Here is a 12,634-nt window from a genome sequence, read left to right on the forward strand (position 1 = left end):
GATTCCGCACGTTACTCCATTTTCCGGCGGCCCGTCACAGCAGAAACAGCGTCGCCAGCCCCAGCACCGCCAGAAAGCCCAGCATATCCGTCATCATGGTGACGAACACGCTGGAGGCGACCGCCGGGTCAACGCCAAACCGTTCCAGTGCCAGCGGCACCCCCATCCCGACCAGTGCGGCAACGATCATGTTCAGCAGCATCGCCGTCGCCACCACCCCGGCCAGCGGCAGGTCGGAATACCACAGCCACGCCGCCGCCCCGGCCAGCACCGCCAGCACCACGCCGTTCATCAGGCCGACCATCAGTTCCTTGCCGGTCTGCCGCCAGGCATTGTCCGCCGACAGATCGCGGGTGGCCAGACCACGCACCGCCGCCGTCAGGGTCTGCGTGCCTGCATTCCCCCCCAGACTGGACACCATCGGCATCAGCACCGCCAGCGCCACCAGCTTTTCCAGCGTCGCCTCAAACAGGCCGATCACCGACGATACCAGCATCGCCGTGCCGAGATTGACGGTCAGCCACAGGATGCGGGTGCGGGCGGTGGCGAAGGCGTCGGCATAGGTCCCGGTCTCCGACAGACCGGCCAGACGCAGCATGTCGTCCTCGGCTTCCTCGTCGATCACGTCCACCACGTCGTCGATGGTGATGCGGCCGACCAGCCGCCCGGCCCGGTCGGTGACCGGGGCCGACAGCAGGTCGCGGCGGCGGAACAGCAGGGCGATCTCTTCCTGATCCATCCCGACATCCACCGGCTCCAGCCCGGTGTCCATCAGGGCCTCCAGCCGGTCCTGCCGCCGCGCCCGCAGCAGGGCCGACAGCCGCACCAGCCCCAGCGGACGGTGGCGCGGATCGACCACAAACAGTTCGGTGAACTCCTCCGGCAGGCCCGATGCCCCGCGCAACCAGTCAATGGCATCACCGACCGTCCAGTACGACGGCACCGCCACCAGCTCCCGCTGCATCAGACGCCCGGCGGAGTCATCGGCATAGGACAGGCCCTGCTCAATCACCGTCCGGTCGGTCTCCGGCAGGCGTTCCAGCACCGCCGCCCGCTCGGTTTCATCCAGATGGTCAACCAGATAGACGGCATCGTCGGAGTCCAGCTCCGCCACCAGCGCCGCGTAATCGGCATAACCGAAGGCATCCAGCACCGTCTCGCGGACGTCATCATCCAGTTCCGGCAGGATTTCCGGATTGAAGCCCCCTTTCAGCAGGGACAGCAGCACCGCCCGGCGGTCCTCATCCAGCCGCTCGATCAGGTCCGCCGCATCGGCGTAATGCAGGCCCTGCACCTGCTCCCGCGCTTCGGTGGCGCGGTCAGGATCATCCAGCGCCGCGCGGATGTCCTGCACGAACTCCGGGGCGAGATCGAAGGTGGTGTCCTCATGGCTGGAGGCGGGGCGGCCGGGCCGGGCCTGCTGCGGGCGGTTGGTGGTGTGCATCGTCGGCACCTCCCTCACGCTGGGGCGTTTTCAGTACACGGGGATTGCGGTTTTGCCGCTGAAAACGCTCTGACATCTTAAAAACAAGGCATTTTCCGATTAACCGGACTCCCCTTAATCGAAAAATGCCCCGGGCCAACCCGCTGCGGGCGGCCAATGCTGCTACTGAAAGTCAGGGACACCGCTTTTGCCAGTGAAAGATCCGATACATCCCGGATCCCGCAGAGAAAAACAGCCCCCTCCTTTAGGGATGCTGAACAGGGCGCATGCCTGCATGGACAGCCCCGTTCCGCCGGGGGCTGAAAACAGGAAACCCATAAAGGCAAAAACCCTGAAGCCGGAGCTTCAGGGTTTTCAGCAGGATTTTCATCCTGAAAACTTGGTGCGGTCGAGAAGACTCGAACTTCCACGGCCTTTCGGCCACAACGACCTCAACGTTGCGCGTCTACCAATTCCGCCACGACCGCACAGTCACTTCCCTTGGCGCTTCCGGCTTCCTAAGTTCTGGGCCTTACAGATCAGAACCTTAAGTCCGCCCTTGCGTTTGCGGGAGCAGTGAAATAGCACTTTGCCTGAGACCGATCAAGAGGTGTTTTTGATGGCTGATGAAAATTTCTCTCCCGCCGATCCCACCACCCCGCCCCTGTCGTGGCCGGACCCGGAGTGGCGGATCGCTGACGGCTATACCCGCTACCCCGAGGCCCTCGCCACCATGGAAGACCGGGTCACCGCCCTGACCAAGGGGGATCCGCAGGACCGGGAACTGGTGTGGCTGGTCGAACATCCGCCGCTGTACACCGCCGGAACCAGCGCCCGGCAGGAAGACCTGCTGGGCGGCAACAGCTTCCCGGTTTACGATGCCGGGCGCGGCGGCCAGTACACCTATCACGGCCCCGGCCAGCGGGTCGGCTACCTGATGCTGGACCTGAAGCGCCGCAGCCCGGATGTGCGCTGTTACGTCCACGCCATTGAGGAATGGCTGATCCGCACGCTGGACTGCTTCAACGTGCGGGGCGAGCGGCGGGAAGACCGGGTCGGCATCTGGGTGGCCCGGGGCGGCGGACGGGAAGACAAGATCGGCGCCATCGGCGTGCGGGTGCGGCGCTGGGTCACCTTCCACGGTTTCGCCCTGAATGTGGAGCCTGACCTGTCGCATTTTGGCGGCATTGTCCCCTGCGGCATCCGCGAACACGGCGTCACCAGCCTGTGGGATCTGGGCATCCACGTCACCATGGAAGAGGTGGATAGTGCCCTGCGCCGCACCTTTGATGAGGTGTTTGGCCGCGACGCCTCAGGGCCGATGCGTCTCGGCGGTGGCGGCGGTGCCTGCCAGGGGATGTAACGGCGCCCGGAACGGGGTGGCCGGATCTGTCAGCACCGCGGCCACCGTTTCCAGCAGCGCCGGAATATCCACCGGCTTGGTCAGATAGGCGGCAAAACCGGATTCCCGCGCCCGCTCCACCGCCGAGGCCAGCGCATTGGCGCTGAGGCAGATCACCGGAATCGCCCGCGTCATCGGGTCCGCCCGCAGCTGACGCTGGGCGGCAAACCCGTCAATCCCCGGCAGGTTCAGGTCCATCAGCACCAGATCCGGCGGCAGTTCCCGGATATGGGCCAGACCGATTTCCGCTGTCGGGGCCATCTCCAGCCGCACCTGCGGCTGGCTGCGGAACACTTCCTCCATCAGGATGCGGTTGCCGGAATTATCCTCGATATACAGGATCCGGCAGGGGGGAATGCCACCCACCCCGGGGACAGTCTCCGGCTCTTCCGCCCCGGCAGGCGGCGGCAGACCCCGGGGCACCCCGGGCGGCGGCAGAGTGGGATCAAAGCAGGAAATCTCGCCGGACAGCGGCAGTTCAAACCAGAAGGTGCTGCCCTGCCCTTCCGTGCTGGAATAACCGATCTTCCCGCCCATCCGCTCCACCAGCGCTTTGGTAATGGTCAGGCCGATCCCGGTGCCTTCAATCGGCGTCTGCTCCTGCCCCAGCCGGTTGAACGGCTCGAACAGGTGGACCTGCTTGTCAGCCGGAATCCCGATGCCGGTATCGGCGATGGTAAAGCGCATCCGCCCCGCATCATTACAGTCCAGCAGCAGGGTGACGGAACCACCCTCGGTATTGTACTTGACCGCGTTGGACAGCAGGTTGAGCAGCACCTGACGCGCCCGCGTCACATCCGCCAGCAGCATGGCGGTATGATTGGCCCCGGGGGTGTAGAGAATGCGGACATTCCGCCCCTTGGCCAGCACCCGCGCCACACCAAGGCAGTGGTCCACCAGATCGGCAACGCTGATCCGCTCCACCGACAGGCCCAGACCGCCGCTTTCAATTTTGGCCAGATCCAGCACTTCGTTGATCAGGGTCAGCAGCAGTTCGCCGGACTGGGCGATGTGATCGACATATTCCTTCTGGCGCGGGGTCAGGGCGGCATTGCGCCCGGTGCGCAGCAGCTGGGCAAAGCCAAGGATCGCATTCAGCGGGGTGCGCAGTTCGTGACTCATGCTCGACAGGAAGTCGGATTTGGCGCTGTTGGCGCGGTCCGCCTCGTCCTTGGCATGGCGCAGGGCTTTCTCATAGGCCAGCGTCGCCGAGATATCACGGCAGAACGCGAACGATCCCAGCAGCTTGCCATCAGTATCAAACAGGCTGGAAGCGGCAACATCGGTGGTCACCACCGATCCGTCACGGTGCAGGAAATCCAGCCGGTAGGTGCGGTGGGCACTGGTGCCCCGGCTGTCCAGCTGCGCCCGGATGAAGGCCTGCGAGGACGGGGCAATAATATCGGTCAGCCGGGTGCCGAGCAGATCCTTTTCCGTCCATCCCAGCAGCGCCGTCACCGCCGCGTTGACCTCGATGATGATCTCGGTGGCATCAACCTGAAAATAGGCCTCCCCGGTGGTGGTGATGATACCGCGCAGGCGGCCCAGCATCGCCTCCCGCTCCCGCCGGGCCTCCATTTCCGCCGTGATGTCCAGCAGCATGGTACAGATCGCCGGTTCCCCGTCCCAGTCGAGGGTGAAGGAGACGTTTTTGCACCAGAAATCTTCGCCGGTATCCTGCCGGATGCAGTGCAGCGGATAATGGCGTGGCCCTTCTTCCCCCCGCAGGCGGCGTTCATGCAGGTCACGCACCCAGTCGCGCATTTCCGGGGCCAGAATCTCGGCGGTGGAGGTCAGGGCGGAAAACTCCGCCCGCGATTTCAGACCGAACATGTCCAGCATGGTCTGATTGGCAAACAGCGGATGAAAATGCCGGTGCACGTAAATACCGATCGGCGCGTTTTCGGTCAGCACCCGGAAGCGGCGGCGGATCCGCTCCAGCAGGTCCTGCTCCAGCCGCGACGAGGTCACATCGCGGATCAGCCCGATAAAGCCATCGGGCACCCCTTCCCCGGCAAAGGGCAAAACCTTCAGGGTGATTTCAAGGTCACTGCCATCGCGGTGCCGGGCCTCCAGCGGGCGGGAGGCGGAAATGATCCGTGGCTCATACAGCCGCGAGCGGTCGAGGAAGGCGTCATGCGGGGCCTGCTGCTCCGGCTTCAGCAGAATGTTCAGGTGCTGGCCGGAGAGTTCCGCCGGGTCATAGCCGAAAATCGCCGCCGCCGCCGGATTGACCCCGACAATCCGGCCGTCACGGCTGATCACCAGAACCCCGTCCTGCTGGGCATCCACCACCGCCTGCGTCACCGCCGGATCCAGAACCGGACCACCCTGCTTCCGCCCCCGGCGGGCCGCCCGGCCGAGCCACAGGCTGACCCCGATCAGGGCAATGACTGACGCGGCAACACCGGCATCCAGCAGGGTCGGCAGGCCCTTGACCTCCAGCGCCGGACCGGGGGATAGCACGGCCATCGGCACCCCGGCCGGGGTGGACAGCACCACATCATAGGGATTGACCACCCCCGACGGCGGCGCAACATCAAGTGTCTGCACCCCCAGCGCAGCGCGGCTGCGTTCCAGCCACGCCGCATCCAGAGACTGGGTCAGGACCACGGCATACGGGCGGGAGGACGGGGCACCCGGCTGACGAAACACTTCTGCCGCCGCCGCCATCTCCAGCGCCCGGCTGTCTCCCAGAAAGGCGGTGGCGGAGGCCGGCATTCCGGCCCGCCGTCCCCGTTGCCCCGGAGAAGGGCTGCCCCCGGCGGCCTCCGACCGGCGCAGATGATCTGCCAGAGCCTGAACCTGCAAAACCAGCCGGGCATCCTCCACCGGCGGCGTCACCGGGGTCTGATCGCGGATTTCCCGCACCATCCCGGCCTCGCTGACCACGAAAATCCGGCTGACCCCGGCCCGGACCAACAGCGGCAGTGACGGGACCGGAACCCGCTCCGCCAGCAGTTCGCCGGGTTCGGCGACATCCGGGTGCAGCGAACTGCGCGGATCAAGAACCAGATCCGCCGCCAGATCGGCCAGCTGGTGGCGCTGCTGCTCCATCTGCGCCACCAGCCGGTCGTGAATGAACAGCCGCAGGCGGTTATCCAGATCCCCGGCGGACTGACGGATCAGCAGCAGGGCCGACATCACCCCGGCAGCGGTGACAAACAGCAATACCCACCAGACCGGACGCCCGACCCGGTGAATAAGGCGTTCCGCCAGAAGGTTCAGACGCTGCGGCAAAGAAGGGGGTTCCGTCCCGGGAGATTGGAATTATCACACTATTTACCGTACTATACCTGAGGAGGCACCAGAGCCATAAGGACCATTTTCATAATGAAACAGGCATATGCGCCTGCGGGCACCCCCTTTCCCCCCGATGGTGCATTTTTGCTTCCCGGTCAGGCTGGAATGGTCTATAGATCCCCGACACTTCTGCATCGTTTCCGGCCCCGGGTCACAACCCCCCATGGCAACACCACCGGAAACCGCGCCGGGGGCCCATAGCTCAATGGTTAGAGCCGACCGCTCATAACGGTCTGGTTGGGGGTTCGAGTCCCTCTGGGCCTACCACTTTTCTTTCCCCAGTCTCCTGATATTGCTGAACTGTGTCCCGGAAAGCGGCAAACTTGTCAGCCGACATCCGAACGGGCCAGATCACAACATATCCCGGGCCGCCAGAATGGCGCCTGCCCGATGATGACTTCAGGAGAAGAAAGAATGCGCTTTCAGTCTGGACTGTTTGCCGCCGCCCTTCTGGCTGCCGCTGCCGCAGCCCCGTCTGCCCATGCCGGCAGCTGGAAGTTTGAGCTGACCAACAAGACCAAAGAGGCCATCACCGAATTCCGCACCAAGGAAGACGGCCAGTGGAGCAACAACTGGCTGAGCGAAGCGGTCAAAGCCGGTGATGTGTTCGAGATGGATTTTGGCACCGCCGAAGGGGACTGCGTGGTCCGCACTCAGGTGATCTTCGCAGACAAGAGCTATTTCGACTACGACGTCGATTACTGCAAGGTCAATAAGCTGGACGTTTACAACAACGAAATCAAGCTGCGCTGATCCTTAAGGCCACACGGCCCCCGGCCTGTCCGGGGGCAGTCCTCCCGTCTGCAAGAAACCGCTCCACCCGGTGGGGCGGTTTTTTTCATCTTTTTATTATACTGTATATTGGATACAATTATTCATCCCTTCCCGGTCCGAGGAAACCGATGAGCAAGACCGCGCCGTCCGCCACCGTTCCCCGCCTGCATCCCTCCTGGCACTGGACCCGCCGCAGCCTGCCTCTACAACCGGGGTCTCCACCTGCTGACCGGCGGACCGAACCCGCCATTGCCATGAGCCTGATCCGCCGCCAGCCGGACGGCAGCCTGTGCTGGATTGATCTTCCGGCCCCGGCCTGAGTTACCCTACGGTAACCTGATTCTTAAAAGTTGCGGATCTCCGCCTGTTGCAAAACACATCCGCGTGCCTTTGATCGGTGGAACAAATTTCTCCGTTCAGGAAGACCGCTATGTCCAAGACCCTTGACCTTCTCGCCTGGCGCTATGCCGCCAAGAAAATGGATCCGTCCCGCGCCGTGCCGGAAGACGCCGTCGCCCGCATTGTCGAAGCGGTGCGCCAGACTGCCAGCTCCAGCGGCCTTCAGCCCTATGAGCTGCTGGTGGTGACCAACAAGGACCTGCGGGACCAGATCCGCGCCGTGGCGTGGAATCAGGCGCAGGTGGTTGACGCCTCGCACCTGCTGGTGTTCGCGGCGTGGGACAATTACACCGCCGACCGCATCAATGCCGCCTTCGATCTGGTCAATGACGAACGCGGCTTCCGCAATGAAGGCTGGGAAGCCTACCGTCAGCAGCTTCTGGCCAATTACACCGCCCGCGATGCCGAGACCAACTATCAGCATGCCGCCCGTCAGGCCTATATCGGCCTTGGCACTGCCCTGCTAGCCGCCGCCGAAGAACAGGTCGACAGCACCCCGATGGAAGGCTTCGACCCCGACAGTGTCGACAAGATCCTCGGCCTGCGCGAAAAGGGCCTGCGCTCGGTGATTCTGCTGCCGCTGGGGTATCGCGCGGCGGAAGGCGACTGGCTGGTCAACCTGAAGAAGGTGCGCCGCCCGCTGGCTCAGTTCGCCACCACGGTTGCTTAAAACCGGCAAAGCCGGTTTTAAGCTGTTTTTTTCGGTTCCTCAGGCGGCGGGCGCGGGCATCCGCCCGCTTGCCTCACGCGCGAATGGTCGCGCGGGCCCTCAATGGGCCAGTCGGCCCCAAGGGCCTCCGCTTCTTTGATGGGTCCTTCAGGCAGCCGTCGGTGCGAGCGTCCGTGCTTTACCCCTCTCCCCGACAGGGCGCCCCGTGGCGCCCTGTTGACCTTTTGATCCAGCACCGGCACAGTTTCTGCCCCTTTCTGCCCGACCGGAGTCCCGATCATGGCGCTTGACCTGTGGCTGGTGTTCATCCCCGCCGTGTTCCTGCTGAACATGGCCCCCGGCCCCAACAACCTGCTGGTGATGAACAACGCCGCCCGCTTCGGTCTGGGCACCGCCACACTGGCCGGTATGGGCCGGATGCCCGCCTTTGCGGCTCTGGTCGGCCTGACCGCCGTCGGGCTGGGCGCGGTGCTGGCCGCATCGGAACTGGCCTTCACCGTCATCAAATGGGTCGGGGCGCTCTATCTGGTCTATCTGGGCATCAAACTGTGGCGGGCCCCGGTGGAGGACACCGTTCTGGCTGAACGCAGCACCGAGGCAGTCAACATCCGGGCGCTGGCGACGCAGGAATTCCTGTCGGCGATTGCCAACCCCAAGGCGATTCTGGTGTTCACCGCCTTCTTCCCGCAGTTTATGGATGCCAGCCAGCCGCCGACCGGCCAGCTGCTGATCATGGGGGCCACCTTTCTGGTGCTGGAAGCCGTCGCCCTCGTGCTGTACGGGGTCGGCGGGGCCGGAATGGGGCGGTTTTTCGCCACCGCCCGCGGCCGCCGGATCATGAACCGGGTGAGCGGCGGCGCGCTGGTGGCGGCCGGTGCGGCGCTTGCGGCCGCACGAAAGTAAAACCACCGGCGGCGCTTGCGGCCGCACGGAAGTAAAACCAACAGCGGCGCTTGCGGCCGCACGAGAGTAAAACCACTGGCGGCGCTTGCGGCGGCACGAAAGTAAAACCACTGGCGGCACTTGCGGCGTATGGCGGAAGGTCTGCGAACCGGCCCCGCACCCCCGCCCCCGCAATTTCCTTCCCCTTCCCGGTGCGGTGGGGTAAAACCGCCGCAACCCTGATTCCGTTTTTTCGATGCCGGAGGACCTATGGCCGCCTATCAATACATCTACACCATGCGGGACCTGACCAAGATCTATCCCGGTGGCAAAAAGGTGGTGGAAGGGGTGTACCTGTCGTTCCTGCCGGGCGCCAAGATCGGCGTGCTGGGCTACAACGGCGCCGGTAAGTCGACCCTGCTGCGCATCATGGCCGGTGTGGACAAGGAATACAGCGGCGAAGCCTGGGCGGCGGACGGCGTGCGCGTCGGCTTCCTCCAGCAGGAACCGCATCTGAACGCCGCCAAGACCGTTCTTGAGAACGTCATGGAAGGCGTCGGCGAAGTCTACGCCCTGCGTCAGCGCTTTGACGAAGTTTCCGCCAAGTTCGCCGACGTCGCCGACGACGACGAAATGAACGCCCTGCTGGAAGAACAGGGCAACCTTCAGGAAAAGATCGATGCCTGCGACGGCTGGGATGTCGAGCGCAAGGTCGAGATCGCCATGGATGCGCTGCGCTGCCCCGATGGCGCCGCTGATGTGACCAAGCTGTCCGGCGGGGAAAAGCGCCGGGTGGCGCTGGCCCGCCTGCTGCTGTCCCGCCCCGACATGCTGCTGCTCGACGAACCGACCAACCACCTTGACGCCGAATCGGTGTGGTGGCTGGAACGCTTCCTTGAGGAATACGAAGGCACCGTCGTGGCCGTCACCCACGACCGTTACTTCCTCGACAACGTCACCGGCTGGATTCTGGAACTGGACCGTGGCCGCGGCATCCCGTACGAGGGCAACTACTCCTCGTGGCTGGAACAGAAGCAGAAGCGTCTGGAACAGGAACAGCGCGAAGAAGCCGCCCGTCAGCGCACCATCACGCAGGAACTGGAGTGGATCCGTTCCAACCCGAAGGGCCGTCAGGCCAAGCAGAAGGCCCGTATCACCGCGTTCGACGATCTGGTGGCCAAGTCCGCCGACCGTCAGCCGGGCACCGCGCAGATCGTGATCCCGACCCCGGAACGTCTGGGTGGCGTGGTGATTGAGGCGGAAAACCTGACCAAATCCTTCGGCGACCGCCTGCTGATCGAAAACCTGACGTTCCGTCTGCCGCCGGGCGGCATCGTCGGCGTCATCGGCCCGAACGGGGCCGGTAAGACCACCCTGTTCAAGATGCTGACCGGGGTGGAACAGCCCGACAGCGGCAGCATCCGCATCGGCGAGACTGTCAAGCTCGGCTACGTTGACCAGAGCCGCGACGCGCTGGACGACAACAAGACCGTGTGGGAAGAAATCTCCGGCGGGAATGACGAAATCGACCTCGGCAAGCGCAAGATCCAGTCGCGTGCCTATGTCGGCTCCTTCAATTTCCGGGGCGGCGACCAGCAGAAGAAGCTGAGCCAGCTGTCCGGCGGGGAACGCAACCGCGTCCACCTTGCCAAGATGCTGAAGTCCGGCGCCAACGTCCTGCTGCTTGACGAACCGACCAACGACCTTGACATTGATACCCTGCGTGCCCTGGAGGACGCCCTGCTCGACTTCCCCGGCTGCGCCGTGGTCATCTCCCACGATCGCTGGTTCCTTGACCGCGTTGCCACCCACATTCTGGCCTTTGAAGGCAACAGCCATGTGGAATGGTTCGAAGGCAACTTCGAAGACTACGAAGCGGACAAGAAGCGCCGCCTCGGCTCTGACGCCGAGCAGCCGCACCGGATCAAATACAAGCCGGTTCACCGCTGATCTGTCACAGAAGGCCCGCCCTCACCGGCGGGCCTTTTGCTTTAGGAGAGACGCCGATGGGCACCCAGTACCCTGCCCTGACTGAAGAGCACCGCAGCTTCATCGCCGCCCAGAAGATTTTCTTCGTCGGCACCGCCACCGCCGACAGTCTGGTCAATATTTCCCCCAAGGGCATGGACAGCTTCCGGGTCCTGTCCGACACCCGGGTGGCGTGGCTGAACGTCACCGGCAGCGGCAACGAAAGCGCCGCCCACGTCCGGCTGAACCCCCGCATGACCCTGATGTTCTGTGCCTTTTCCGGAAAACCGGTGATCCTGCGCCTGTATGGCCGGGCCCGGGTCCTCCATCCGCATGATGCGGACTGGACGGAGATGGCCGCCCTGTTCCCGGCCCTGCCCGGGGCCCGGCAGATTTTTGACGTTCAGGTCGATCTGGTACAGACCTCCTGCGGAATGGCGGTGCCGTTTTATGAGTATGCCGGGGACCGCAGCGCCCTGAACGACTGGGCAACCCGGCAGGGGGAAGACGGCCTGATCAAGTACCGGGACAAGAAAAACCGCCTCAGCCTTGACGGCCTGCCAACCGGAATTTTCCCCGAACCTCCGGATCTGGACGGTTGAATGATAAAATTTCATCGATCCAGACGATGTGTCCCCCTTCCGCAGTGCAGAAAACAGGCGTAGCGTCGGTCTCCGGATTTAGAGCATTTTCCGATTGTACGAAAACAGGTGTCCACTGTTGCTGAAAGCGCTCCAGTCTTATCCTCAATTGGGTTCAGGGGGTCCCCGCCATGGGTTTCATGGATGCCGTCAAGGTCTGCTTTTCCAAATATGTCAGCTTTTCCGGCCGGGCCTGCCGCTCGGAATATTGGTACTTCATGCTGTTCAACCTGATTGTCAGCGTGGTGCTGAGTGTGGTTGAAGGCATCGTGGATATGCCCGGCCTTCTGGTCGGACTGTACTCTCTGGCGGTCACGCTGCCGGTTCTGGCCGTCACCGCCCGCCGCCTGCACGACACCGGCCGTTCCGGGTGGTGGATGCTGATCCAGCTGATCCCGCTGGTTGGCTTCATCATTCTACTGCTCTGGCTGGTGAAAACCGGCGGAGACACCGAAAACGCCTATGGCCCCAGCCCGGTCGCTGCGGCCTGATTGCGGCCCCCGCCCTTTTCCCCGGTCTTCCAGCCGGGGAAAAGGGCGGCTATTGTGCGCCTGCGGTCCCGGAACCCCGCCCTGCGGGGTTTCGCCGTTTCTGTGCCCTCTTCTCCCGGATGAAAGCGCCCCATGAAAGCGATTGAAACCGTCATTGAACGCATCCTGTTTGCCAGCCGCTGGCTGCTGACCCCGATGTATCTGGGGATGACGCTGCTGCTGGCGCTGTTTGCGGTCAAATTCTTTCAGGAGCTGATCCATCTGGTTCCGAACATTCTGGAACTGGCGGAAACCGACCTGATTCTGGTGGCTCTGGCGCTGATTGACCTGACGCTGGTGGCCAATCTGATCATCATGGTGATCATCTCCGGTTACGAAAATTTCGTCAGCCGGATTGATCTGGACGAAAACGCCGAGAAACTGTCGTGGGTCGGCAAACTGGATTCCGGCACCCTGAAGCTGAAGGTTGCCGCCTCGATCGTCGCCATCTCGTCGATCCACCTGCTGAAAGCCTTCATGAACACCACCAAAACCGACACCACCACCCTGATGTGGCTGGTGATCATCCACATGACCTTTGTGGTGTCGGCCCTGCTGCTGGCGTGGCTGGATAAGATGGCCTTCCGCCACGACCACTGATCCCCGTTCACATCCAATGCCTTAGAAGGCCCCACCAGTCCG

General features: G+C 63.6%; 11 protein-coding genes and 2 tRNA genes. 10 read left to right on the forward strand and 3 right to left on the reverse strand.

What is annotated here, in order from left to right:
• Nucleotides 1-34 precede the first annotated feature (34 nt).
• Together mgtE and FHS48_RS14850 are read right to left on the reverse strand one after the other, a co-directional pair.
• Complete coding sequence (gene mgtE, locus FHS48_RS14845) at nucleotides 35-1,444, reverse strand: magnesium transporter (protein ID WP_184264432.1); 1,410 nt, start codon at nucleotides 1,442-1,444, stop codon at nucleotides 35-37.
• A gap of 380 nt (nucleotides 1,445-1,824) precedes the next feature.
• Nucleotides 1,825-1,911: transfer RNA gene (locus FHS48_RS14850), tRNA-Leu, on the reverse strand.
• A gap of 131 nt (nucleotides 1,912-2,042) precedes the next feature.
• On the opposite strand from FHS48_RS14850, the gene lipB reads away from it, so the two are divergent.
• Nucleotides 2,043-2,786, forward strand: a complete 744-nt coding sequence (lipB, locus tag FHS48_RS14855; RefSeq protein ID WP_184264434.1) for a lipoyl(octanoyl) transferase LipB — start codon at nucleotides 2,043-2,045, stop codon at nucleotides 2,784-2,786.
• Here lipB and FHS48_RS14860 read toward each other — a convergent pair.
• Nucleotides 2,736-6,065: a PAS domain S-box protein gene (locus FHS48_RS14860; protein ID WP_184264436.1), complete on the reverse strand. Its 3,330-nt coding sequence runs from the start codon at nucleotides 6,063-6,065 to the stop codon at nucleotides 2,736-2,738. The two genes, lipB and FHS48_RS14860, sit on opposite strands and share 51 nt — an antisense overlap.
• A gap of 254 nt (nucleotides 6,066-6,319) precedes the next feature.
• On the opposite strand from FHS48_RS14860, the gene FHS48_RS14865 reads away from it, so the two are divergent.
• The 9 genes from FHS48_RS14865 to FHS48_RS14905 all read left to right on the forward strand — a co-directional run bounded on the left by FHS48_RS14865 (nucleotide 6,320) and on the right by FHS48_RS14905 (nucleotide 12,592).
• Nucleotides 6,320-6,395, forward strand: a tRNA-Ile gene (locus FHS48_RS14865).
• Nucleotides 6,396-6,542: 147 nt separating this feature from the next.
• Nucleotides 6,543-6,881, forward strand: a complete 339-nt coding sequence (locus FHS48_RS14870) for a hypothetical protein (protein ID WP_184264438.1) — start codon at nucleotides 6,543-6,545, stop codon at nucleotides 6,879-6,881.
• Between the two features lie 149 nt (nucleotides 6,882-7,030).
• Complete coding sequence (locus tag FHS48_RS14875) at nucleotides 7,031-7,222, forward strand: hypothetical protein (protein WP_184264440.1); 192 nt, start codon at nucleotides 7,031-7,033, stop codon at nucleotides 7,220-7,222.
• A gap of 110 nt (nucleotides 7,223-7,332) precedes the next feature.
• Nucleotides 7,333-7,971, forward strand: a complete 639-nt coding sequence (locus FHS48_RS14880) for an NAD(P)H-dependent oxidoreductase (protein WP_184264442.1) — start codon at nucleotides 7,333-7,335, stop codon at nucleotides 7,969-7,971.
• Nucleotides 7,972-8,250: 279 nt separating this feature from the next.
• Nucleotides 8,251-8,874, forward strand: coding sequence for a LysE family translocator (locus FHS48_RS14885; protein ID WP_184264444.1), 624 nt, complete (start codon nucleotides 8,251-8,253; stop codon nucleotides 8,872-8,874).
• 249 nt (nucleotides 8,875-9,123) lie between these two features.
• Nucleotides 9,124-10,803: an energy-dependent translational throttle protein EttA gene (gene ettA, locus FHS48_RS14890; RefSeq protein ID WP_184264446.1), complete on the forward strand. Its 1,680-nt coding sequence runs from the start codon at nucleotides 9,124-9,126 to the stop codon at nucleotides 10,801-10,803.
• Nucleotides 10,804-10,859: 56 nt separating this feature from the next.
• Nucleotides 10,860-11,423 (forward strand): pyridoxamine 5'-phosphate oxidase family protein, encoded by a 564-nt coding sequence (locus FHS48_RS14895; RefSeq protein WP_184264448.1) that lies wholly within the window; start codon nucleotides 10,860-10,862, stop codon nucleotides 11,421-11,423.
• 170 nt (nucleotides 11,424-11,593) lie between these two features.
• Nucleotides 11,594-11,953, forward strand: coding sequence for a DUF805 domain-containing protein (locus FHS48_RS14900; RefSeq protein WP_184264450.1), 360 nt, complete (start codon nucleotides 11,594-11,596; stop codon nucleotides 11,951-11,953).
• A gap of 132 nt (nucleotides 11,954-12,085) precedes the next feature.
• Nucleotides 12,086-12,592: a TIGR00645 family protein gene (locus FHS48_RS14905; RefSeq protein WP_184264452.1), complete on the forward strand. Its 507-nt coding sequence runs from the start codon at nucleotides 12,086-12,088 to the stop codon at nucleotides 12,590-12,592.
• Nucleotides 12,593-12,634 lie beyond the last annotated feature (42 nt).

Source organism: Novispirillum itersonii (genome assembly GCF_014205675.1).
GTDB lineage: Bacteria > Pseudomonadota > Alphaproteobacteria > Rhodospirillales > Rhodospirillaceae > Novispirillum > Novispirillum itersonii_A.